This is a genomic window from Hyunsoonleella sp. J2K-J805 (assembly GCF_057167125.1).
In genome coordinates this window covers 1,844,719-1,870,338 of sequence record NZ_CM169901.1, presented here as the reverse complement: position 1 = coordinate 1,870,338, position 25,620 = coordinate 1,844,719, and the positions used below count along the sequence as shown (strand labels likewise).

The following is a 25,620-nucleotide window of genomic DNA, read 5'->3' as shown; positions in this document are numbered from 1 at the left end:
TATGGAGCATAATTTATCAGTAGGTTTAGATATAGGAACCACAAAAATTGTGGCGATGATTGGCCGTAAGAACGAGTACGGCAAACTTGAAATTTTAGGTATTGGTAAATCTAAAAGTTTAGGCGTGCACCGTGGCGTGGTAAACAATATTACCCAAACTATTCAGTCTATACAGCAAGCAGTTCAGGAAGCAGAAGCAACGGCAGAGTTAAAGATTGAAGAAGTTACGGTTGGTATTGCGGGGCAACATATACGAAGTTTACAGCACAGTGACTATATCACAAGACCAAATTCTGAAACTGTAATTGATGAAGACGATATTGATAGATTGATTAACCAAGTTCACAAATTGGTAATGCTTCCAGGTGAAGAAATTATCCATGTCTTACCGCAAGAATACAAGGTGGATGGACAAGCCGAAATAAAAGAACCCATAGGGATGTACGGTGGTAGATTAGAAGCTAATTTTCATGTGGTTGTTGGGCAAGTGTCCTCCATAAGAAATATTGGACGATGCGTGCAAAGTTCTGGATTGAATCTTGAAGGTATTACGCTTGAGCCATTAGCTTCAGCGAATGCAGTTCTTAGTCAAGAAGAAAAAGAAGCGGGAGTTGCACTGATTGATATAGGAGGAGGAACAACAGATTTAGCCATATTTAGAGATGGAATAATTCGCCATACAGCGGTAATACCTTTTGGAGGAAATGTAATAACCGAAGATATCAAGGAAGGTTGTTCAATTATCGAAAAACAAGCGGAGCTTCTTAAAATAAAGTTTGGTTCAGCATGGCCTGGTGAGAATAAGGATAACGAGATTGTTTCTATTCCAGGATTACGGGGGAGAGAACCCAAAGAGATTACCCTTAAGAATCTTTCCAGAATTATCCATGCACGCGTAGTTGAAATTGTAGAGCAAGTTTTTGCAGAAATTAAAAACTACGGTCATGAAGAGCAAAAGAAAAAATTAATTGCAGGTATCGTACTTACCGGAGGCGGTAGCCAATTAAAACATCTGAAACAACTTGTAGAATATATCACAGGAATGGATACCAGAATTGGGTATCCCAATGAGCATTTGGCAGGTGATAGTGATGCTGATGTAACGAGTCCGCTTTACGCCACAGCTGTTGGTTTGGTACTGGACGGTCTAAAGCGTAAAGAGCGCAGAAAGGTTGAAGAGCAAGAGCGGGAGGAATATGAAGAACAAATTAAAGACGAAACCATTAGCGAAGAGGAGATTGAAAAACCAGTGAAAGAGCGCAAATCTTTCTTGGATAAATTAACCGAACGCGTTAAGGATTTTTTAGATAACGCGGAGTAGGAACGAGTGAAATAGAAATTGTCTAGTAGACAATTTTAGCGAAGTTGCCAGATGGCGTCAAGGAGAATTAACCATTGAATTAAAATAATATTTAGAACCCCAGAAAAAAAGAATTTATGAGCAGCAAGAACGAATTCGAAAGCATTTCATTTGATCTACCAAAAAATCAATCAAATGTGATAAAAGTTATCGGTGTTGGCGGTGGCGGTAGCAATGCTATCAACCACATGTTCCAGCAAGGTATAAAAGGTGTTGACTTTTATATTTGCAATACCGATGCGCAAGCACTACAAAGCAGTGGTGTGCCCAATAAAATTCAATTGGGTGTAAACTTAACCGAAGGATTAGGTGCAGGTGCAAACCCGGATATAGGTGAGCAGTCTGCTGTTGAGAGTTTTGACGAAATTTCCCAAATGTTAGATACTAATACCAAAATGGTATTCATAACAGCAGGAATGGGCGGTGGTACAGGTACTGGTGCTGCGCCTATCATTGCTAAAATGGCTAAGGATAAGGATATTCTTACCGTTGGAATTGTAACCATGCCATTTCAGTTTGAAGGTAAGATGCGTTTGGAGCAATCTCAAAAAGGTATTGAAAAATTAAGAAGTGTAGTAGATTCTTTAATCGTAATTAACAATAACAAACTTCGCGAAGTTTACGGAAACCTAGGATTTAAGGCAGGATTTTCAAAAGCTGATGAAGTGCTGTCTACCGCTGCTCGTGGAATAGCAGAAGTTATTACACACCATTACACACAGAATATCGATTTACGTGATGCTAAAACTGTGTTAAGCAATAGCGGAACCGCAATCATGGGGTCATCAATAGCTTCAGGTCAAAATAGGGCGCAGGATGCTATTCGTAAAGCTCTGGATTCTCCATTATTAAATGACAATAAAATTACTGGAGCTAAAAACGTACTGTTGCTTATTGTTTCTGGTTCACAAGAGATTACAATTGATGAGATTGGAGAGATTAATGATCATATCCAGAATGAAGCGGGGCATGGTGCCAATATCATAATGGGTGTAGGAGAAGATGATTCTTTAGAAGAATCTATTTCTGTAACTATTATTGCCACAGGATTCAATATCGATCAACAGAATGAGATTTCAAATACTGAAACTCAAAAAGTTGTCCACGCACTGGAAGACGATTCAGATACAAAAGATAAAGAGCCCGTTATTATTGCTCCAATTGTAGAGTTGGAAAAGAAAGAGTCTAATCCGGTAGTTAGGCATACTTTAGATTTAGATGAAGTTGAAGATGAAATTACTTCTGCTGAAAAAGTTGTAGTTGATAAGCCTAAGCTTGCTGATGAACCTAAAGATATCACTTTGATTCCGACATCCGAATTGATAAAAAATATGGATGTAGTTTATGAAGAAGTGAACGCCAATATGGAAGATGACGACTTTATTATCAAGCCAGTTACTACTATGGAAGTGAATGAGGAAGAGGTTGTTAAACCTGAAGATGAAGAAGAACAACAAATTACCTTGACTTTTGATTTGCCTTTACCAACTGAAAAAAAGGAGGAACCAGAAGTTGAGGAAAAAGTAATGTTTAGTCTGGATGAGGAAGAAGCAAAAGATATCCCTGTCAATGATTATGTTGAGCTTATAACAGTTACTGAAACTAATGAAGAAGGCAGTGATGTGCGTTATGCTTTGGACGATTATGTTGAAGCTGAATCGTCCATGAATACACAATCTGTCGCGGATAAAGTGGCCGAAGAGGTGCAAGAGGATGTAGTGTTTGAAAGAAAGGTAATGGAAGAAGAAGCGATTGAAACGGAAATTGAAGATGATTTGGAAGCAACAGAATTACCAATATCCGAGATATTAAAACAGCGTACGGCAGAACGAAGACGAAAGATGAAGGACTTCAATTACAAGTTTAATAATGCCAAAATTGACGATATAGAAAAAGTACCTGCTTATAAGCGCCAAGGTGTTAGCTTAGAAGAAAATAAACATTCATCAGAATCTGATATTTCTAGAACCAGCGTAGGTTTAGATGATAATGATGAAATACAAATAAGAACAAATAATTCTTTTCTGCACGATAATGTAGACTAGAAATGATACTTCTGTGTTTAACCTCACTTTAGTTATGACCCCGAAAAGTATCCCTCAATCTTTTCGGGGTTTTTTATTGAAACTAGATTTTGAGAAGCTCAATGGGCGAACACAAAATCGTAAGTTGAACTAATCCCGCTGAAAAGCGAGATGAAGTTTTACGAAAATTACCTTGGATAAATAATATTTTAAACTCTCAACTTTTTTCTATCTTCGCAGCACCTTTCAATTTTACATATTATGAGTTTACAACAAGATATAATGTCTGCTTTAAAAGACGCGATGAAGGCCAAAGATCAAACTGCATTAACGGCTTTGAGAGCGGTTAAATCTGCAATTTTACTAGCTAAAACAGAAAGTGGCGCTGGAGATGATTTAAGTGAGGCGCAAGAGCTTAAAATACTCCAAAAGCAAGTAAAACAGAGAAAAGACAGTGCCGCAGTTTATATTGAGCAAGGGAGAGAAGATTTAGCTGCACCTGAATTGGCGGAAGCTGAAATTATAAGTCAGTTTTTACCAGAAGCATTAAGCGAAGCTGAAATTGAAAAAGTGGTTGTAGCAACAATTGATCAGGTTGGAGCAGAAGGTATGAAGGATATGGGTAAAGTTATGGGCATTGTAAGCAAGGAATTAGCTGGACAAGCTGACGGTAAAACCATATCCACAATTGTAAAAGCAAAACTATCTAGTTAATAATTTTGGTTTTTATGTATATGTTATAAAGAGTGAAAAGGATGGTCGTTTTTATAAGGGCTTAACTGGGGATTTAGAAAAGCGGATAGAGCAACATAATACAGGAGAAAATAGGTCTACTAACGGATTTTTACCATGGGTTTTAGTATATTCGAAAGCTTTTAGGACAAGGTGGGAGGCAAGAGGTTTTAAAAAATACCTAAAATCAGGAATATGTAGGGAATTTTTAAAGACAATTACATAAATGGCCCCGTGGCGCAACTGAATAGCGCATCAGATTTCGGCTCTGAGGGTTGGGGGTTTGAATCCCTCCGGGGTCACGAATAAAACAAATGGTAAATAAAAAATATCTGAGCTTGCTCAAGCATTTTTTATTTACCATTTGTTTTTCAAGGCGGAGCCTTGAGGGATATGTAATCCCTATAAGTGTAATAAAACACAAACTCCCTTTAAATTTAAAGGGAGTTTGTTCTTGTTTTAAATGCCTAAAACTGTACTAATATTAAGGGTTTAGTTATTAGGTAAACCGGATACTTTTCCAGTAATATTTAACTTCTCAGAAAGTACAGTCCCATTTTTTACTCTTTCACTTGAAGGTTGAGACCCACCTACAGATATTTTATAAGCTCCTGGTTGTATGATTTTTTCTCCTTCATTATTTACAATAGATAACTGCTCTTTCTTTATGTTAAATTTTAAAGTCTTCTTTTCCTTAGGTTCAAACGAAACACGATCAAAAGCTATTAATGTTTTATGAGGATTATACTCATCTGCGTTAGGATTTTCAATATATAATTGAATCACTTCTTCACCTTTTAAAGCCCCAACATTTTCAACGTCAACCTCAATTGTAAAATCATTACCAGCTTCAAGATTTTCAGGCGTTTTAAAATTACCGTATTTAAATTTGGTATAGCTAAGCCCATAACCAAACTCATATAACGGATCTCCTTTAAAATAACGATATGTTTTACCTTTCATATTATAATCACTAAATGCAGGTATATCGTTAATACTTTTATAGAAGGTAACTGGTAATCTTCCAGCTGGATTGTAATCTCCGAAGATAACATCTGCAATGGCAGTACCTCCAGCTTGCCCTGGATACCATGCCTCTATAATAGCTGGAATGTTTTTATTTTCCCAATTTATCGAAAGTGCACTACCGTTTAGTAATACTAATATAGTGGGCTTACCAAGTGACTGAATTTTTTTAATTAAATCTGTTTGCGTCCTAGGTAATTTGGTGTTAACACGATCTCCTCCAGAAAATCCATCAACTTTCACTTTCATTTCTTCACCTTCCAATAACGGGCTAATACCCATACATAAAACAATGGCATCAGCATCCTTAGCAATGTTTATTGCTTCTTGTTCTAAATTATCTTTAGGTGACTCCCAAAGTAAGCGCATTATCGAGTGTTCTGTATTATCCTGAACACATTCAAATCTGATTTTATAATTTTTTCCAGCTTGTAGTTTTACATATTCATACAACTTTTTTGGGTGATGTACATCTTTTCGTTCTATCAATAGCTTATCATCTAAAAATAGTTGAATGGATGAAAAAGCCTCACCTCCTAAAGCATAATTACCCGTTTTGTTAACAGAAAGTATACCAGTCCACCTAACGGAGTAGGCGTCATAAGCCATATCAGGGAAAGGGGGTGTAGTTCCCCATGTAAAATCTACGGTATTGTCAACTCGAGTGTGTTTTGGTGTGCCTTCAAAAGCAATATTATCATAATATTCAGCTTTTAAGCCTGAAGTGCTTTTAGTTTTATCTGTGTATAATACTGAACTTGGAATAGCTTCAAAAACAGGCAGTCCTTCGGCTAATTTGCATCCTGTAGCGTAAACAACTTCTGCATTAGGTAATTTATTTTGTAACCCTTTTAGAGGTGTAATTGGTTCTTCTGGATAACCATTATAATTACCTAATAATACTTCTAAATCATCTGCATTAGATCCAATTACGGCAACCTTTTTAACCTTAGTTTTATCAAGCGGAAGTACGTTGTTATCGTTTTTTAATAACACCATAGATTTACGAGCAGTTTCAAGAGCTGCGAGTCTATGTTTTTCAGAATCTACAACATCGTAAGGTATGGTTTCATATTTAACTGCGCCTTCAGGTGCAAATAAGCCAAGTTTTAGGCGAGCTACCATCAACCTTTCTAAAGAAACATCAAGTTCAGCCTCAGTAATTAGTCCATCTTTTACTGCTTGTACTAAGGCAGGGTATGAATTACCGCAGTTTAAATCTGTACCGGCCTTTACTGCCATGGCAGAAGCTTCTTTAGCATTGGCGCTTATTTCGTGTGCGCCTTTATCATAAAAATCTCTAATGGCCCAACAATCGGAAACAATGTAACCTTCAAAGCCCCAATCATCACGTAATAAGCTACTCAGTTTTTTACTTCCACAGCAAGGTTCGCCAAAATAACTATTGTAAGCGCACATTACTGAATACACATTAGCTTCTTTAACCACTTTTTCAAAATGTGGACTATAAGTGTTTAAAAAATCCTGAGCACTGGGCTCCGCATTGAATCTATGACGATCAATTTCAGGACCACTGTGTACCGCAAAATGTTTTGCTGTTGCTACAAGTTTTAAATAATTTGGGTCGTCTCCTTGAAGCCCTTTTATAAATCTTACTGCTAGTTCTCCAGCAAGATAGGGGTCTTCTCCATAGGTTTCCATACCTCGTCCCCATCTAGGATCTCTAAAAATATTGATATTAGGTGTCCAGTATGTAAGGCCTTGATAGATACCTCTTTTTCCTCGTGAAGCAAATTCATGATGTTTCGCACGAGCTTCATCCGATATTATTTCAGATATTTTGCTCATTTGATTTTTATCAAACATCGCTGAAAGCCCTATCGCTTGCGGAAATACAGTAGCTTTTCCTGCACGACCAACACCATGCAAGCATTCGTTCCACCAATTGTATTCTGGTATCCCAAGTCTTTCTATGGCAGGAGATTCATAGTTCATTTGTCCTACCTTTTCTTCTAGGGTCATTAAAGCTACAAGTTCTTTCGCCTTTTTTTCGAAATTAGGAGCTTCTTTATTTTCCTGTGTATTAGTTTGAGACTTGTCGTTAGAGCATGCTGCTACAATGCTCAAAACAAAGAGGAGCATAATACGTATGTGAAAATTCATTAATTTTTATTTAAATTAAAGATGGATTAAGTTATGGGCAAACACCTACGTCGTCTAAGTAGAATGTACCAGATACATCATCTCCTGGACTAATAAACATTTGAAATCTTATGTACTGTCCTGTAGGTTCAAAAGGTGTAAAGTCAGGAATGCCTAGAGCACCAGATCCTGTAAAACCAGCAGTGGCCGTTGTAAAATCAAACCTTAGTTCTTCCCAACCTGTTCCAGTGTGTATAAGATTAACTTCTGCTTCACGTTCTGTATCATTATTAGGGTCCTGTTGCACAGTTAGTCTTAAAGGTATTTGTGTGTTTGACCAAAACTTAAGTCTTACGATTTTATCATCATTCTCACCATCACTGCTAAAATCTATTGGGCTATTCATTTGAACACCAAAACCATCAAAGTTCCCCCCACCATCTTGCGTAATTTGCAAAACATTTGAAACCTCAGGATTTGCACCTGATGGATCTGGATTCGCTACTGTTGCAAGATCTACACCATTAAACCCAAAAGAAAAGGCTATGTTGCCATCATCCCAAGTAGCCGGTGCACTAAAAATTTGCGTACAGGGATCGGCAGGAGGTATTACTTCAAAAAGTTGCTCTGTCACTTTGCCATTGGGTGCAATGGCCCTAATTGTTACAAAAAAGGTCTCATCAGATTCTGGGTATAAATACATGATTTCTTGTTGAATACCAATAAGGGTAGGGGTGTCACCCGGAAGTCCTGACAATACTTCAAAAGCTGTCGCTCCAATTGCAGTAGGACTTACTGTTACCTCGAATGGAGGTTCCGAATTATTAAAAGCTATGTTGGCTTGAACACTTTCAGGAGCAGGTCCTTCTATAAGTATAGCGTCAAACTCAGAATCTCTATTACAAGAGACAAATAATAAGATTACAATTAACAATAAAAACGGTCGCATAGTTCTAGTTTATTTTAAATTTATGGTACAATATAATATTTTACTTGTGTTTAGAAGCATGTAAACATTTGTGAATATTGTATTTGCAACATTTGAGGTCTAAAATGCTACATATTTTATTGTTATTAGTTTCAAATTGCATTTATTTGACTTCTAAATGCTACATATTTTATGATTATTAAAAAACGTTATTTTTTGAAATTTTATAGATATATATTATTGACTTTGTTTTTTCTTAACATGGTGACCGGTTATTCCCAAATTGATTTTACCGCTTTAGAGTTTAATACCGTTGAAAATAATATATTTCAACGCCCCATTACATCAATAGTTCGTGATAGAAATGGGTTTTTATGGATAGCTACCGATGGTGCTGGCTTGTATAAATATAATGGTTTTTCTTATACGTATTATGGGCATATTATAGACGATGTCAATAGTGTTAATAGTAATTCAATAACAGCACTGTTTTTAGATAGTTCTCAGCGATTATGGATTGGAACGGATGCAGGGCTATGCGTATATAATGAAGAGCAAAATTCATTTAAGCGATATAATCACTCATATTATAACAACTTAGAAAACGCCTACATTAGTGTATTAAGCTTCGCTGAATATGAAGATAGGTTTCTTGTGGGAACTTATGATGGTATTATGGTATTAGATATGGAGAGTGGCATGTTAAAGGATTATGGGCTAGAAGGTCAAGGGGTTTTAGATATGCAGTTTTCTGCGAAAGGGAATTTATACGCCGCTACTAATCTTGGATTGAAAGTGGAGAGATATCATGAATTAGGAGGGTTTGAGGAGATAAGTTTGGGAGCTGGTATTTTAGGGGAACACATAACAAGTTTGCATATTGACAAACAAGAGATTTTATGGATAGGAACGCTTAAAAATGGAACTTTTAAGGGTGATTTAAAAAAATCAATAGTTGCTTTTGATAAATTAGATATCGTTGATAGTGCTACAATGGCTATTACAAGTGGTTTAGATCATGTTTTTGTATCTGTAGAAAATGAAGGTCTTTTTGTTTTGGATCAGACGGGAGAAATAGTAAAACACTATTTGTATAGCGTAAAAAATCTTAACGGCGTGGGTTCAGATTCTGTTTGGTCCATGTTTTTGGATGACGAGAACAGGCTATGGTTGGGCTATTACGAAAATGGTTTAGGTTTTTTTGATAAATACCATAACAAGTTTGATTCTATTGAAAGGAAGGAGGAAGGCAATGGCATTCATACCAATGAAATAAAGGCATTTGCTAAAACAGGAGATGGTAATATATGGATAGCTCAAATAAATGGAATTGATATTTTAAATACTAGTAGTGGTACAGTAGCCAATATTTATGGGAAACAAAGCTCAGAATATAAAGGCCTGAAAAACGGACTGTATATTGAAGATGTTTTTATAGATAGTAAGGGTAATGCTTGGGTTGCAACATGGGGCGAGGGGCTTTTCTTTCTAAAAAAAGGGAGTAAAACTTTTGTAAACTTTAATAAAGTTAATACCTCTGGAGCTCTAAAAACAAATAAAGTTAAATGTTTTGCTGAAGATAGTACTGGTAAGGTTTGGATAGGTTCTTTTTTAGAAGGGGTTTTTTATTTTGATTATAATACTGGAAAAATTCATTCACCAAGTGGGGAGTTTTATGCTAGTTCAGAAGTAGTGGATAAGGATATTAAGGTGATACACAACGATAGTTCTGGTCATATTTGGATAGGAACGTCGTCTGGTTTATATCAAATCGACAATAAAGATAATAATGAGTATGTAGTAACTGCACATAATGACTCTATTTCGTCCAAATTTGCTGGCCACCCAAGTTCTAATAGAATATTAGATATCTATGAGACGCAAGACGGAACGGTATGGTGTGGGACTAATGGCGGTGGGTTGTTTGAGTACAAAAGAGATAAGAAGTGTTTTGAATCTTTTGAGTTGGAAGGATTTGATTTATCATTTGTAAACACCATTTTTGAGCCTGTAAAAAATGAGCTTTGGGTTAGTAGTAAACAGGGAATTCTTAAAATTAATCGAGAAACCAATCATGTTGTTCAGTTTACTATTTATGATGGTTTGCTTGAAAACTTTTTGACAGATGGAGCAGCAATATTAGATAATAACAACAATTTATATTTAGGTACCAAGAGCGGGGTTAATATTATAAATCCACAAAACATACCGTTTAACCCTTATTTAGCAAAACCCTATCTTAAAGGTGTAAAATTATTTAATAAAAAAGTAAATAAAAGCGATAAGGATAGTCCTTTAGTTATCAAAAGTGATACTAATGTAATATCCCTAAGGCATGATCAACGTGTTGTTACTATAGATTATGGTGCCGTTAGCTTTACAAGGCCAGAAAAAAACCAGTTTGCCTATCTTTTGGAGGGTTTTGAGGAGGACTGGAATTACGTTGGGTCAAAAATGAATGCAACTTATACTAATCTTGAGCCAGGAGATTATACTTTTAAGTTAAAGGCTTCAAATAATGATAATATATGGAATGACGCATCTGCTATTCTCAAGATACAGGTGCAGTCTCCGTGGTGGAAAACTATATGGGCGTACATTGCCTACATTATTTGTTTTGGTTTATTTGTGTTAGTTGGAATGTATTCGTATCGCAAGTATGTTAACGAGCGAAATACTTTTAGACTTGAAAGAGAACGAAGAAAGCAAAAAATGGAACTGCAACAGCAAAAACTTCAATTCTTTACAAATATATCACACGAATTCAGGACACCACTTACCTTAATAATTAACCCAATAAAGGAGCTTATCGAGAAGCATAATACAGAAGCGTCAAAGCCTGTACAACAAAAATATCATATCATTTATAAAAACGCTGAACGCCTTTCTAGATTGATAAACGAACTTATGGATTTTAGAAAGCTGCAATCCAATAAGCTTCAATTAAAATTGAGCGAGTTTAATATTGTTAAAAGTACAAAGAACATTCTCAGCTTTTTTAACGAAGAATCTAAAAGAAGATCAATACAACTGGATTTAAAATATGAAAGCATAGATTTTAATATATGGGCAGATAAAGGGATACTGGATAAGGTATTGTTTAATTTGTTATCCAATGCTTTTAAGGTAACGCCTAATAAAGGGAAAATTCGAGTAAAGATTGCTTCTAAAAAGAAAAAGATATTACCGCTATTAGATAAAGACACTCCCGTACCTGTGCTAGAAATTAGTGTTAAGGACAATGGGCCAGGTATAGACCAAAAAGATTACAATAAAATTTTTGAACGATTTTATCAAGTAGGGCAATTAAATAAATCTTACTACGGTAGTACTGGAGTGGGTTTAGATATGGTTAAAAACTTTATTAAACTTCATAAAGGTTTGATAGAAGTAGAGAGCGAATTAGGAAAAGGTTCAAGTTTCAAGGTGTTTTTGCCTTACGGAAAAGAATATTTTAAAGACGAGGAATTTTCATCGAAATTGTCAGATAAAATGTTGCAGTTACCTAAAATCTCTAAAACTAAAGTTTATAACATAGAAGATATTCTTTCAAAAAAAGAAGTAAAGAATAAATTGCTGATTGTGGAGGATAACGTAGATCTTCAAGATTACTTAGTATCAGTTTTAAAAGAAGAGTACGATTTGGTTTTGGCGTCCGATGGGCAAGAAGGGTGGCTAAAAACTATGGAACACAGTCCCGATATAATTATTTCAGACTTAATAATGCCAATTATGGATGGGATAGAGTTTTGTAAAAAAGTTAAGAATGATCCTAACCTAAGCAGTATACCTATAGTAATGCTTACAGCAAAAAACTTGAGCGAGGATAGAATAAAAGCAATAAAGGGAGGTGCCGACGCATATATCGTGAAGCCTTTTGACAATGACGAACTAATGGTGGTTCTGGAGGAGCTTCTTGTAAAGAGTGAAAAGTTATCTGAGAAGTACGCTAATACAGCAGCGCCTTTAAATGAAGAGAAAAAGGAAAAGGATTTGGACAATGATTTTATTCAAAAAGTGCTAGGATTCATTTATGAGAATATTGAAAACCCTGATTTAAATGTAGAAAAGCTATCTTCTCACCTTTGCCTAAGTAGAAGTCAGGTTTATAGAAAGATAAAAACGCTAACGGGCTTGTCCCCCATACAGTTTATAAGAAGAGTAAGATTAGAAAGATCTAAGGTGATTTTTCAAAATGATAAAAATTTAAATGTAAGTGAAGTTGCCCATAAAGTAGGTTTCCTGTCCGCATCATATTTTACAGTTTGTTATAAGAAACAGTTTGGAGAATTACCCAAAAGCAGGAAGAGCGATTAGATATTAGCCTTTTAAAAAGTGTTTTGTTTTAGTCTGCAAGGGTGTTTAAAAAACCATATAAAACACAGGTATTTGTAGATAATGTCCAAATGCAACATATGAAATATTTATTGCATCAAATAAATTGCTCTCGTTGCAATTACTAAATATAAATTGCAAACAATAAAGCAGATGTTGGTATTACGCATAACAATTTGTGAGACCAACAAGAAACTTAAACTATTTAATCAAAACTAAATTCGAACATGAAATTAAAGAACTTATGTATTGTTTTCTTTTTGACCATTGTAGGTCAAATCATGGGACAAACAGTCACTGGAACAGTTACTTCTAACGGAGTGACCGTTACCAGGAGCTAACGTTACTGTAAAAAACCAATCTAAAGGAGTAGTTACAAATTTTGATGGAATGTACACCTTGGATAATCTAAGTAATGGCGATGTTATTGTATATTCTTTTGTAGGTTTTATAACTAAAGAAGTTACGTATTCCGGACAAAAAGAGGTAAACGTTTTTCTAGACGAGGACTTGGTCGGTCTAGATGAGGTAGTTATTGTAACTTACGGTACTCAAAGAAATACACCAGTTTCTGTGGTAAAATCTGAAGATCTTAGTGAATTTCCAACGGCAGATTTGGGGCAAGCACTTCAAGGAAGAGCCGCTGGTGTAACTATTACAAATGGAGGTTCTCCTGGATCGCAAACCCTAGTGCAAATACGAGGTGTAAACACATTTGGCGATGGTACACCACTTTACGTTGTGGATGGTGTTTTTACTAACAGTATTAATAGTCTCGACTTATCAAGTGTAGAGAAAGTTGATATATTAAAAGATGCCGCTTCACTTGCTGTATATGGTTCAAGAGGAACCAATGGTGTGGTTTTAATTACCACAAAAAAGGGTAAGGCAGGTAAAGCAACCTTTACAGTTCAAGCTTCTGCAGGGATTCAGGAGTTCAACAGAAGGTACGACCTTATGAATACTTCACAATATATCCAATTCTTGAGAGAAATAAATGCACTAGTAGGACAAAATGGAGGGCCAGATGATCCAATAGAAAGAATAAATGACAATCCCTTATTTGATGGTAATGGTATAGATACCGACTGGCAAGATGCTTATTTTAGACAAGCACCCTTATATAACGTTAACGGTAATATAAACGGCGGTAGTGAAAAAGCTAGATTTAATATAGGTTTTTCTAGGCTTAGTCAGGATGGTGTATATATAGATACTGGCTTTAACCGATCAACGTTGAATATCAATTCAGATGCTAGTATAGCTGATTGGGTAGATATAGGACAAACTCTTGCATTAGCACACAGTGAAACAGTACTTCCAGAACAATTTGAGGGTAGAGATCCTTTGTGGAACATTATTGGGCAAGCACCTTATGTTCCTGTTATCGACCAAAATGGTCTTTTTGGTGGAACTGCTTCAGGCGATCTCAATGATGCAAGAAATCAAATTAGAGTTCAGGAGACTAACGATAACTTATCAAGATTTTCATCTATCATTGGTAGTTTATATGCTACTTTTAAATTGGCTAAAGGGCTTACTTTTAGAACACAATTTGGTTTAAATGCAAATTTGAATTTATTTGATGCGCAAAATAGAGCTTTTGAAGAGGGTGGTGGTAGATTTGAAAACCCTATAAATTTTATTACTAAAAATAGGCAGACAGTTTCTCAAACCATATTTACAAATACCTTAGGGTTTGATAGGACTTATGGTAAGCATTCCGTAAATGCTTCTGCCGTTTTAGAACAAACGAAAATTAAGCTAGAGTCAGCTTCCATATCTGATAATAACACAGTGTCATCAAGTATTCCTGAAGTATTTTCACCCAATGCTAGAGCCACATCTTTTTCTGTTCCAGAAAATCTAAATTCTATTCTGTTTCTTGGCGGGTATGAGTTTGATAAAAGATATTCGGTAAGTGCTTCTGGGCGTAGAGATACGTCTTCAAGGTTTGCTCCTGAAAATGCTTCAGAATGGTTTTTCTCTGGGGCAGTAGGTTGGAACGTAACTAATGAATCCTTCTTTAATGTTGATTGGATTAATAATCTGAAACTAAGAGCAAGTTATGGAGAGACGGGAAATAATAGAACTGGAAATGTTGTTAACCAATTCTTGCCTACCTTAGGTTTAAATCTACCTTCTTCGATTAATAATGAAACAGCAACTGGTATTAGTCCAAATAATGCAGCTAATCCTGATATAAGATGGGAAACTCAAATTAAGCAAAACTATGGTTTTAATTTGGGCATTTTGAACGATCAGATACAAGTTACTGTTGATTATTTCAAAAACAGAAGTGAGGATTTATTGATTCCCGTAGAATTAGCAGCATCAGCAGGTATTCCTGGGAACGCGCAAACAGGACCATCAGTGATAAGAAATGTGGGTATTGTAGATGTAGAAGGTTTTGAGTTCACATTGGGCTACAATGATTATAAAGGAGATTTTAAATGGAATTTTTGGGCAAATTTAACAACTGCTCAAAATGTTGTTGAGAGTTTAGGTGCTAGTGGTGAACCTATAGAACGTGCCAGATTGAATCCACCATTTGCTGCTCCATTAAATAGGTTAGCTGTAGGTGAAGCACCATTCCATTTTTTTGGTTTAGTAGCTGACGGTGTCTTTTCTACCCAAGAGCAAATAGATGCGGAGCTACCTAATAATGGTAATGCTGCTGTACCAGTTCAACCAGGCGATGTAAGGTATCTTGATATTGATGGTGATGGATTGGTTACATTAGGTGACAGAGCTGTTATTGGTGATCCTAATCCAGACTTTACCTATGCTATTAATCTTAGAGCCGAATATAAAGGCTGGGATTTTAATGTATTACTCAATGGCGTACAAGGTGTTGATGCCTTTAATAGTAACATTTACTATTTAGAAGGTTTAGATAATGGGTTAAATTACGGCACTCGCGTAATACGAAGATGGCAAAACCCAGGAGATATTACAGATATACCAAGATTTAGGTTTGGATCAAACATTAATAACGAAATTTCTTCCCGTTATGTTGAAGACGCCTCTTATCTTAGGTTGAGAAACGTTACGGTTGGTTATAATCTTCCAAGTAATTGGATAAATAAATCAGGCAATGGCATAATTAAAAAGCTTAGGATTTATGTACAAGGTCAGAATTTGTTAACTTTCACTAATTACACAGGGCTTGATCCAGAAATAGCACCATTTTACAATGCGCTAGGGCTTGTGGATGGGCTAGGAATTGACAGAAGTGCACAACCAAGACCAGTTACCGTGTTGAGCGGAATTCAAATAGAGTTTTAAATAAAAGAATTGTTAAGATGAAAAAATTTAGTAATTATTTTTTGGGTTTTGCAGCGTTGTTTGCCTTATTCCTTATAGCTGCATGTGACGAAGATGTACCTGTTGAGAATACAAATGCATTAAATCCTGAGATTTTCTTTGAGTCTCGAAGTCAAGTAGAAGCGGCTGTTAACTCAGCTTATAATCAATTTCAAACCTTATATCAGCGTGTAGGTTATGTTTTTCCGGATGCAATTTCGGATGAGGTGGTCGCTAGTGGAGATCCAAACTTTGCACCTTATAATAGGTTTGAGTTTAATGCCACTCTTGATAATATCGCATTGTATTGGACTGCTTGTTTCAATGGTGTAGGAGCCTGTAACTTTGTTATAGGGAATGAAGACAGAATGAGAGCCAATGCTGAAGGCTCTGATTTTTCTGACGAAGATATTGATAATGCCTTAGGACAAGCCTATTACTTAAGAGCACTTTACTATTATCACTTAGTAAAGCGTTTTGGTGGTGTACCCCTAAAAATCGATGTTTTGACAGCTACTAATGACGAACCTAGGGCAACGGCGGATCAAGTTTACAATCAAATCATAGCAGACTTACAAATGTCAACCACATTAACTTTGTCTAAAGGTGCAACTGAAAAAGGACGAGTTACAAAAGAGGCTGCCTATGCAATGCTTGGTAAAGTATATTTGCACAGGGAGTTATACCCTGAAGCTAAAGATGCCTTTAGCAATGTTACAAATCATAGTCTACTTCCAATAGAGGAATATCGTGATAACTTTAGTGAAACAGGAGAACATAATGATGAGTCTATGTTTGAGATAGGCTACAATGGAGAAGTTGGTACTGAAGCAGAGCGATGGGCGCAAACAGGTATAGGAACGTCAGAAGTAACGTTTCGCTCTCAAGACTACACTGGATGGGCTAATGCACGGCCATCTACTAAAATTATAGAAGAGTTTGAGGAGGATGACCCAAGGTTAGACCTTGCTATTTTGCAGGATGATACCAATAGTTATGGACCAGGAGATGCTTTTCAATTTCCGTGCCCTGGATGTGTTGGTGGACCTGTTTGGTATAAGTTTTCACAATTGTATGATGAGCAAAATGTATCACAAAATAGTGGGGTGAATGTAAGAATAATGAGGTATGCCGATGTGGTACTTATGCAAGCAGAAGTCGAAATGAATTTAAATAATAATGATGCCGCTGTAGATTTTCTCAATGAAATAAGGGATAGAGCTGGCATGCCAAGATACGGTACTGCAACCATGGATGCCCGAGGTTTCCCTGTAAATACAAAGGAACAAATATTTGATGCTATTGTGCATGAAAGATTTGTAGAGCTGTGTGGGGAACAAGTAAGATTTGACGATTTGGTAAGATGGAATTTAGACGATCAGGAATTATCAATTTTTCCAGATGCTAATTTTAACAATCCAGATCCATCATTGAGAGTCACCAGGAATTATGATCCATCTGTACATCGTGTAATGCCAATACCTCAGAATGAGATAGATGCGAATACACAAATGACCGGAGCGGATCAGAACCCCGGATACTAATTGAGTAATTTGTTTAGTTTAGTTAATAAATGGGCGGAAGTTTTTCTTTTCGCTCATTTGTTTTTAATTTAAGCAAATAAAGAAAGTTAAAAAGTAAACACCATGTTGCGATACATTGTTATGCTGGTTTTGGGAGCAACCATTTTAGGTTGCGCAGAAAATGATACTATAGAGAAAAATTCAGGTAATACGGATAAAGAAAAGATTTTTACTAAACTTTTACCTGAGGATACGGGTATAGTTTTTAAAAATAATTTAGTTGAAAATGATACGTTAAACTACTTTACTTATCCTTACATATACATGGGTGGCGGTATTTCTGCTGGCGATATTAACAATGACGGTCTTACCGATTTATTCTTTTCGGGTAATATGGTGGATAACAAACTTTACCTTAATCAGGGCGAACTAAAGTTTAAGGATGTTACTGAGGAATCTGGACTTTCTGGAGATAGACGATGGTACACAGGTACAACTATGGCAGATGTAAATGGAGATGGTTTAATGGATATCTATTGCTTAGTTGCTGGACAATCTGGAAATAAAAAAAATCAACTTTTCATTAATCAAGGCGATAATACGTTCAAAGAGCAAGCATCTAATTTTGGTTTAGATGATGCTGGTAATAGTGTTGATGCCACTTTTTTTGATTTCGATAATGATGGTGATCTCGACGTATATGTTGCTAACTATCCCATTACACCATTTGAATACAATAGCTATCATTACAAGATGCGCATGGATAGGGTAACAGATACAGAAACCGATAATTTATATAGAAACGATGGTGGAAAATTCACTAAAATTACAAACAACGCGGGAGTTAAGCTATATAGCCTTTCGCTTAGTGTTACAGCATCTGATATAAATAATGATGGGTGGATCGATCTTTATGTTTCCAATGATTTTGGTACACCAGATTGTTTATATATCAATCAAAAAGATGGCACGTTTAAAAACGAAATTAAGAGTGCCACGGCTCATACTGCATTTTATGGAATGGGTGTGGACATAGCAGATTTTAATAACGATGGCCATGTCGATATCATCCAAATGGATATGGATGCCTCGTCTAACAGACGCTCCAAAGCCAACATGGCTAGTATGAATCCTGAGCTTTTTGCAAATATAGAGCGTGTGGGTTTTCAGTACCAATATATGCAGAATGCGCTTCAGATCAATACAGGGTTTAATCATCAAGGCATTCCAAAGTTCAAGGATATTTCGCGTTTAGCAGGAGTGTCTTCCACAGATTGGAGTTGGGCACCACTATTGGCTGATTTTGACAATGACGGCTATAAAGACCTGTTTGTTTCTAACGGTACAAGAAGAGAAATAAACAATAAAGACTATTTTGAGAGTCTTCGAGGTGAAAAAAAACATGAGGATAGTTTGTTAATCAAAAGCCTAAACATTCCAACAGAACCCATTGATAATTATGTTTTTAAGAATAATGGGGATCTCACATTTTCAAAAAGTAATGCAAACTGGGGTATTGAAGATAAGGGCTTTTCCAATGGTGCTGTTTATGTGGATTTGGATAATGATGGGGATTTAGAATTGGTTACAAATAATATAGATAATTATGCGTCTTTATTTGAAAATCATAGTGCGGATATTAGTAATCATTTAACGGTAGCTTTTAAAGGAAGCGCTAAGAACACCCATGGCATAGGAGCTAGAATACACTTGTATCATAACAATAAATATCAAGTTCAAGAGCTGTCTTTAAGTCGTGGATTTCAATCATCAGTAGCACCAAAGCTTCATTTCGGGCTTGGTGATGATGAAAAAATTGATAGTTTGGTAGTTGTTTGGCCAAATCAAAAGAGCCAAAAATTAACAGATGTGGTAATCAATACAAGTATCCTATTAGATTTAAATCAAGCTGACGGAGACTTTGGAAAAAAACATGAAAATATCACGGGTAAGCTATTTGAGAGCTTTACAGATACCCTAGCGTTATACAAGCACAAGGAGAATAGGTATGATGATTTTAAAAAGGAAATTCTTTTACCCCATAAAACGTCTCAATTTGGACCTGGTATATCTGTGGGTGATATAAATGGTGATGGTTTGGATGATTTTTACGTTGGTGCCGCATCAAAATACCCAGGGGGCTTATTTTTTCAGAAAAGCGACGGCACTTTTGAGCAACAAAAATTTAAAATACTACTTGAGGATAGACAACATGAAGACATTGGTTCTTTAATTTTTGACGCTGATAACGATGGCGATAATGACCTTTATATTGTTAGCGGTGGAAACGAATTTAAGAGTGGATCACCCATGTTAATGGATAGACTTTATGTGAATCAAGGTAATGGTGAATTGATTAAAAGTTATAATGCATTGCCACCAATAAGCGAAAGCGGTAGTAGAGTTTACGCTTATGATTTTGATAAGGATGGTGATAAGGATTTATTTGTGGGCGGCAGGCTTGTGCCATCAAATTATCCATACCCAGCTTCTAGTTATATATTAGAGAATATAAGTGAAGCGGGTAAGCCTAAATTTAGAAATATAACTCAGAGTGTTGCTCCTGAATTAAGTAGAATAGGTTTGGTAACCGCTGCACAATGGTTTGATTATGATAATGATGGTTGGGAAGACCTTGCTGTTACAGGAGAATGGATGCAGGTTAGAGTTTTTAAAAATGATAAAGGAAAGCGTTTTACCGAAACTACTAAAGACCTTGGTTTAGATGAAACAAGAGGTTGGTGGTTTAGTTTAGTGGCTGACGATATTGATAATGATGGCGATATTGATTTGGTGGGAGGAAATCTTGGAGATAACTACAAGTACAAAGCTTCGGGTAAGGCTACTTTTGATATTTACTTAAATGATTTTGATGGAAACAGAACTAATGATATTGTTTTGAGTTATTATAACGAAGGGAAGCAGTATCCTGTAAGGGGTAGAGAGTGTTCTTCACAACAAATACCATCAATTAAGAAGAAATTTAAAAATTATAATGAGTTCTCAACAGCAACATTGAGTGATGTTTATAGTGAGAAAAAACTTGAGAACGCCATACACTATCAAGTATCTTCATTTAAAAGTGCCGTATTTGTAAACGAAAACGGGAAGTTTATCAGGCGCGACTTACCTATACAAGCGCAAATTGCACCCACAAATCAAATTTTGGTAAAGGACTTTGATTCTGACGGGATTAAGGATATGGTTCTTGGCGGTAATTTATATGCTTCGGAAGTTGAAACACCTAGGGCAGATGCTGGTTATGGTACGTTTTTAAAAGGCCAAAAGGAAGGTAAAGATTTTAATGCCTTAAGTGCCACACAAACAGGGCTATTTATTGATGGTGATGTTAAAGACCTCGCGATGATTCAGGTACAGGGAAAGTCTTACATTTTGGTAGCAAAAAACAATGATTTTTTAAAGTTTGTTGCTATACTATAACGCATTTATAGTTACTGATAATTGCCCGAATTGGCTTCAGGAAAAAATGCTTAGTACTGCCAAAAAAACCGCTAAGTTGGCTGGTAAGCCCCATGGTGGCTGAGGTTCTCGAAGCAAGGGTAACACCCAAATTTTGTTATTGGTTTGAGTCGTCTTAAAAAAGGTTTTTTTATTTATTGGTAGGCTTTAATGATTACATTTGCGATATCATCAAAAGGCCAGGTAATATTTCGCCTGTTAAATATGCCTAAATCGTCGTTAGATACGCCAATTTTACCATTATCCCACCAAACGGACGGCATGCCTCTTTGCGCTGCTGCCTTGGCATAATAATCGGCATGCGTGATACGGTCAGACAAATTGTTTAAGTTTCCAGAACTCCATTCACCAAGTACTACGGGGATGCCGTTATCAATAAATTTAGCCTTTATCTTATCCATTTCGGTATCCAAGACTTGTTTGTCACTGTTAGTACCCCAAGTTGTATCAGTACCCCCCAATGTAAAAGGAAAAGGAAAATAAGAATGAAGGGAGACGATGACTTTCTCATCATTGTTAGGAATTTTTAGTGCGTTTATGGCAACAGGCAGCGTACTTGCTGCATAGCTTGAAATCATGATGTGCCTTGAGGTGTTATTGCCTCCAGTAGCTCTTATGGCGTCCAAACTTACTTGATGGTATTGGTTTACTACATCTCTGCCCTCTGCGGTTCCGCCCGTCCATTCTTGTGGTGTGTTTTCATAACGGGGCTCGTTAAGTGTTTCAAAAATTAGATAGTCGCTATAGTTTCGAAATCTGGTTGCGATTTGTGTCCATAATTTTGATAGTCTGTTTTTTACTTCGTCGGCCTCCGCATAAGTAGGTATTATCCAAGTATCTTCATGGTGCGTATTAAGGATAACATACATGTTATTGGCTCTAGCGTAATTTACGACCTCTTCCACACGATCCAACCACGCTTTGCTAACAGTATAATCGGGACTTGGTCCTTGGTGGAAACGCCAAGTTACTGGTATTCTTATGGTTTTAAAACCCCTATTTGCTACTGCGTCAATCATAGCTTTTGTGGTAACAGGGTTGCCCCAATGGGTTTCGGTAGGGCCTTCAGCATCTAGGCTGTTTCCCAAATTCCAGCCTATTTTCATTTCAGAAACAATTGCAACAGATGTCATGTCTCTCATTTCTCCATTATCAAATTCGCTAGCAAAACCATCGCCATCGTTATTATCGATTGGTGCTTCTTGTTCTGGTATTATAGTTATATTCATTGTTGGTTTATCGCATGAGGCGACCAATATAAACACAGCAAATAAAATAGTGTGAAATCTCATAGTATTCTTTTTTTGCAAATTTAGTTAAAACTACGGATGAGCTTCATCCGTAATGATGTAAATAGTACTAGAAATGATGAATATTATTTGTGTGTTAACTAAAATAAGAGCGCACTCTAGTTTAGGGTAAGTTGTATCTTTAAATATTCTTATTGTTTCGTGATAATTTTTTCCTAACTGAGATTAATTTTAGAAATTCATACTTCTTGATTTTAATGTATTACTTGACTGCTATTTTTTTTGAAACAACAAGGACTAACTTGATTAAAACATATTTTTAGAGTTTAATAATGATACGCATCATTTGTTATATAAGATGCTCTATTTGGACTGTTGGATTGTTTGGAAGGATACTAATTTAGTGTTAATAAAAAACTATATAATTATGATGAAAAAATTACTCTTTTTTACAACGCTCCTATTGAGTGTTTACGCGTCAAATGCACAAGGATTTTCAAATCTTGTTTTTGACACCACTATTCCGCCAACGGCAACAACAGTAGATATAACTTTTGACTACTCAGGTATTTCAACTGGAGATGTTTTTGAGTGGCAATTGTTTTTGGCTAATCCTGATGGGAGCCCGAATTGGGGTTCAGGACGAAACATAGCTTATGAAGGAAATATTGTTCCCACTTCTATGGGGTCTGGAACTCAAACCGTTACTATTAACATTTTTAACACACCGGTAGATGGTGAGGTTTTCACATGGGCTGGTAAAATAACGTTGGGTTCAGATGGTTCTGATACGGGTTTTAACAATACTGGAAATTTAGTTACAATATCGTCTACTGCTAGTGTAGAAGAAGTTGTAAATAAAAATTCAATTTTGATTTTTCCTAATCCTGTTGAGAATATCTTAAATATAGACCTTATGGGGGTGCCGTCGGAAAAAGCATCAATTTTAGATATGACTGGAAAAGTAGTAATGAAGCTTTTGAATATTACTGCTGAAATCGATGTTTCGAATTTAGAACAAGGATTTTATTTTCTAAAAACAAGTGATAATAGGTCATTTAAATTTGTTAAGAAATAAAATTGTATGAAAAAATAAAAATTCAAAAGTCTAGTTATAAATTTGGCTAGTCTTTTGAGTTTTTTTGTAAATCAAGATGTTAAAAGTTTCCAAAGAACTCTGCGCATTTAAAAAAAATTAATATAATCGATTAGTTGTATAAATTAATTTAAATAAATGAAAAGGAAAATGAAAAAAAATCAAGCTTTAAGTCAAACTATAAAATTTATCTTAGTGTTTGTTATAACCGGAAGTTGTGCGCAATCAAAATCGCATCTAGATAAAAGTAAGCCTATAGAAGAGCGCATAACACTTTTGATGAACCAGATGACGTTAGACGAAAAGGTAGGGCAAATGAACCAGTATAACGGTTCTTGGGATTTTACGGGGCCTTTGCCAGAATCAGGTTCGGAAGAAGAAAAATATGAGCACCTTAAAAAAGGTTGGGTTGGTTCTATGCTAAGTGTTAGAGGCGCAAAAGAAGTTAGGGCTGTTCAAAAAATTGCTGTGGAGGAAAGTCGTTTGGGCATCCCAATTATTTTTGGTTTTGATGTGATACACGGGTACAAGACATTAAGCCCTATACCGTTGGCAGAAGCCGCAAGTTGGGATTTGGAGGCCATAAAAAAATCTGCTAGTGTAGCTGCGCAAGAGGCTTCGGCATCAGGTTTAAATTGGACTTTCGGACCTAACGTTGATGTCGCCAATGATGCCAGATGGGGTCGTGTTATGGAAGGCGCGGGAGAAGACACCTATTTGGGAAGTAAAATAGCCACGGCCAGAGTTACAGGATTTCAGGGAGATGACTTAGCCGACTCTACTACCATTGCATCTTGTGCAAAGCATTTTGCCGCTTATGGTTATGCTGAAGCAGGTAGGGAGTACAATACCGTTGATATGAGCAGGTCAAAATTGTATAATTCTGTTTTGCCCCCTTTTAAGGCAGCTGTAGATGCAGGAGTTCGTACACTTATGAATTCTTTCAATATACTAAATGGTATCCCTGCAACAGGCCATGTTTTTTTACAAAGAGATATTTTAAAAGGCGATTGGGGTTTTGATGGATACGTAGTGTCAGATTGGGCTTCGATTTCTGAAATGGTAACTCACGGTTACGCTTTAGATGGCGCAGATGCTTCTGCTAAGGCTGTAATTGCAGGATCAGATATGGATATGGAATCGCACCTATATGTTAAGGAATTAGTGAAGTTAGTTGAGAACGGAACGGTAAAGGAAGCATTAATTGATGATGCTGTTAGAAGAATACTTCGTGTAAAATTTGAGCTTGGTTTGTTTGATAATCCTTATAAATATTGTGATGAAGCTAGAGAAAAAGCTACCATAGGTAATAAGGCTATTAATGATGCTGTTTTGGATATGGCCAAGAAATCAATTGTACTATTAAAGAATAACGATAACCTATTGCCATTAAAAAAATCAGGACAAAAAGTAGCTTTAATAGGTGCACTGGCTGCCGATAAAAATAGTCCTTTAGGAAGTTGGAGAATTGCTGCCGACGATAATACTGCCGTGTCTGTTTTGGAAGGTATGCAGCAATATAAAAATAATGAACTTGTTTATGAAAAGGGAACAGATGTCTCTATTGGAAAACAATTGTTTGTTCAAGAAGTCAAGATAAATAACGATGATTTCTCTGGATTTGAAGCTGCAAAAAACGCTGCAAAAGATGCTGACGTTGTGGTGATGGTTTTAGGAGAAGTAGGTTTTCAAAGTGGAGAAGGTAGAAGTAGAACAGAATTAGGTCTGCCTGGAAACCAACAACAATTACTAGAGGCCATTTTTGAGGTTAATAAAAACATTGTTTTGGTCTTGAATAACGGACGTCCATTGGCTTTACCTTGGGCAGCCGAACATATTCCAGCAATAGTTGAAGCGTGGCAATTAGGAACGCAAACTGGAAATGCTGTGGCTCAAGTGCTATATGGAGATTATAACCCAAGTGGTAAGCTACCTATGTCTTTTCCTAGAAATGTTGGTCAATGCCCCATTTATTATAATAACTTCAGTACCGGTAGGCCTGTTAATTCGCAGGACAATGTGTTCTGGTCACATTATATAGATGTTGAAAACACACCTTTATTTCCTTTTGGTTATGGCTTGAGTTATACAGATTTTAAGTATAACAACCTAAAATTAGGTAAATCTGAATATAATAAAGGTGAAACCGTAGAATTAAGTGTAGAAGTTACAAATGTTGGTGATTTAGATGGAAAGGAAGTAGTACAACTATACATCAATGATCCAGTAGCTAGTATTGTAAGACCTGTTAAGGAGTTAAAAGGATTTGAGCTAGTAGAATTAAAAAAGGGACAAACAAAAACTATAACATTTACCTTAACAAATGCTGAACTCGGTTTTTATGATAATGATGGTAATTACTTGGTAGAACCAGGGATGTTTAACATTATGGTTGGAGGAAGTTCAGACAGTGGATTAAAAGATAAATTTAAATTGAAATAATTGATATAAATTAAA

11 protein-coding genes, 1 tRNA gene and 2 pseudogenes are annotated in these 25,620 nt (G+C 36.1%); 11 read left to right on the top strand and 3 right to left on the bottom strand.

Going from position 1 to position 25,620, the window contains the following annotated elements:
* Position 1: 1 nt before the first annotated feature.
* From ftsA to AC1B0Z_RS08230, 5 genes and pseudogenes are all read left to right on the top strand, one after another.
* A complete protein-coding gene (ftsA, locus tag AC1B0Z_RS08250) occupies positions 2 to 1,321 on the top strand; it encodes a cell division protein FtsA (RefSeq protein ID WP_483795167.1) in 1,320 nt (439 codons plus the stop codon).
* Positions 1,322 to 1,437: 116 nt separating this feature from the next.
* Entirely contained in the window at positions 1,438 to 3,405 is a 1,968-nt protein-coding gene (gene ftsZ, locus AC1B0Z_RS08245; RefSeq protein WP_483795166.1) for a cell division protein FtsZ, read from the top strand.
* A gap of 240 nt (positions 3,406 to 3,645) precedes the next feature.
* Positions 3,646 to 4,098: a GatB/YqeY domain-containing protein gene (locus AC1B0Z_RS08240; protein ID WP_483795164.1), complete on the top strand. Its 453-nt coding sequence runs from the start codon at positions 3,646 to 3,648 to the stop codon at positions 4,096 to 4,098.
* Positions 4,099 to 4,120: 22 nt separating this feature from the next.
* A pseudogene (locus AC1B0Z_RS08235) lies at positions 4,121 to 4,342 on the top strand (GIY-YIG nuclease family protein); the annotation flags it as partial.
* A 2-nt stretch (positions 4,343 to 4,344) separates the two neighbouring features.
* A tRNA-Arg gene (locus AC1B0Z_RS08230) sits at positions 4,345 to 4,418 on the top strand.
* A 190-nt stretch (positions 4,419 to 4,608) separates the two neighbouring features.
* Here AC1B0Z_RS08230 and AC1B0Z_RS08225 read toward each other — a convergent pair.
* Both AC1B0Z_RS08225 and AC1B0Z_RS08220 read right to left on the bottom strand, forming a co-directional pair.
* Complete coding sequence (locus AC1B0Z_RS08225) at positions 4,609 to 7,266, bottom strand: glycoside hydrolase family 3 protein (protein WP_483795163.1); 2,658 nt, start codon at positions 7,264 to 7,266, stop codon at positions 4,609 to 4,611.
* 31 nt (positions 7,267 to 7,297) lie between these two features.
* Entirely contained in the window at positions 7,298 to 8,194 is an 897-nt protein-coding gene (locus AC1B0Z_RS08220; RefSeq protein WP_483795162.1) for a hypothetical protein, read from the bottom strand.
* 240 nt (positions 8,195 to 8,434) lie between these two features.
* On the opposite strand from AC1B0Z_RS08220, the gene AC1B0Z_RS08215 reads away from it, so the two are divergent.
* The 4 genes and pseudogenes from AC1B0Z_RS08215 to AC1B0Z_RS08200 all read left to right on the top strand — a co-directional run bounded on the left by AC1B0Z_RS08215 (position 8,435) and on the right by AC1B0Z_RS08200 (position 20,778).
* Complete coding sequence (locus tag AC1B0Z_RS08215) at positions 8,435 to 12,490, top strand: hybrid sensor histidine kinase/response regulator transcription factor (RefSeq protein ID WP_483795161.1); 4,056 nt, start codon at positions 8,435 to 8,437, stop codon at positions 12,488 to 12,490.
* Positions 12,491 to 12,844: 354 nt separating this feature from the next.
* Positions 12,845 to 15,796 (top strand): annotated as a pseudogene (locus AC1B0Z_RS08210) (SusC/RagA family TonB-linked outer membrane protein); the annotation flags it as partial.
* A gap of 17 nt (positions 15,797 to 15,813) precedes the next feature.
* Complete coding sequence (locus AC1B0Z_RS08205; RefSeq protein WP_092576400.1) at positions 15,814 to 17,358, top strand: RagB/SusD family nutrient uptake outer membrane protein; 1,545 nt, start codon at positions 15,814 to 15,816, stop codon at positions 17,356 to 17,358.
* Positions 17,359 to 17,460: 102 nt separating this feature from the next.
* Entirely contained in the window at positions 17,461 to 20,778 is a 3,318-nt protein-coding gene (locus AC1B0Z_RS08200; protein ID WP_483795160.1) for a CRTAC1 family protein, read from the top strand.
* 173 nt (positions 20,779 to 20,951) lie between these two features.
* On the opposite strand, the gene AC1B0Z_RS08195 is transcribed toward AC1B0Z_RS08200, so the two are convergent.
* Positions 20,952 to 22,109: a glycoside hydrolase family 5 protein gene (locus AC1B0Z_RS08195; protein ID WP_483795158.1), complete on the bottom strand. Its 1,158-nt coding sequence runs from the start codon at positions 22,107 to 22,109 to the stop codon at positions 20,952 to 20,954.
* Positions 22,110 to 22,494: 385 nt separating this feature from the next.
* Here AC1B0Z_RS08195 and AC1B0Z_RS08190 point away from each other — a divergent pair, with 385 nt between their 5' ends.
* Both AC1B0Z_RS08190 and bglX read left to right on the top strand, forming a co-directional pair.
* Positions 22,495 to 23,145: a T9SS type A sorting domain-containing protein gene (locus AC1B0Z_RS08190; RefSeq protein WP_483795157.1), complete on the top strand. Its 651-nt coding sequence runs from the start codon at positions 22,495 to 22,497 to the stop codon at positions 23,143 to 23,145.
* A gap of 168 nt (positions 23,146 to 23,313) precedes the next feature.
* The gene (bglX, locus tag AC1B0Z_RS08185; protein WP_483795155.1) at positions 23,314 to 25,605 is read left to right on the top strand and encodes a beta-glucosidase BglX; all 2,292 of its coding nucleotides are present in this window, start codon (positions 23,314 to 23,316) and stop codon (positions 25,603 to 25,605) included.
* Positions 25,606 to 25,620 lie beyond the last annotated feature (15 nt).

Bases quoted from the DNA above. Each gene is read 5' to 3' on its own strand.
- ftsA (WP_483795167.1), top strand. From the start codon at position 2: ATGGAGCATAATTTATCAGTAGGTTTAGATATAGGAACCACAAAAATT.
- ftsZ (WP_483795166.1), top strand. From the start codon at position 1,438: ATGAGCAGCAAGAACGAATTCGAAAGCATTTCATTTGATCTACCAAAA.
- AC1B0Z_RS08240 (WP_483795164.1), top strand. From the start codon at position 3,646: ATGAGTTTACAACAAGATATAATGTCTGCTTTAAAAGACGCGATGAAG.
- AC1B0Z_RS08225 (WP_483795163.1), bottom strand. From the start codon at position 7,266: ATGAATTTTCACATACGTATTATGCTCCTCTTTGTTTTGAGCATTGTA.
- AC1B0Z_RS08220 (WP_483795162.1), bottom strand. From the start codon at position 8,194: ATGCGACCGTTTTTATTGTTAATTGTAATCTTATTATTTGTCTCTTGT.
- AC1B0Z_RS08215 (WP_483795161.1), top strand. From the start codon at position 8,435: ATGGTGACCGGTTATTCCCAAATTGATTTTACCGCTTTAGAGTTTAAT.
- AC1B0Z_RS08205 (WP_092576400.1), top strand. From the start codon at position 15,814: ATGAAAAAATTTAGTAATTATTTTTTGGGTTTTGCAGCGTTGTTTGCC.
- AC1B0Z_RS08200 (WP_483795160.1), top strand. From the start codon at position 17,461: ATGTTGCGATACATTGTTATGCTGGTTTTGGGAGCAACCATTTTAGGT.
- AC1B0Z_RS08195 (WP_483795158.1), bottom strand. From the start codon at position 22,109: ATGAGATTTCACACTATTTTATTTGCTGTGTTTATATTGGTCGCCTCA.
- AC1B0Z_RS08190 (WP_483795157.1), top strand. From the start codon at position 22,495: ATGATGAAAAAATTACTCTTTTTTACAACGCTCCTATTGAGTGTTTAC.
- bglX (WP_483795155.1), top strand. From the start codon at position 23,314: ATGAAAAAAAATCAAGCTTTAAGTCAAACTATAAAATTTATCTTAGTG.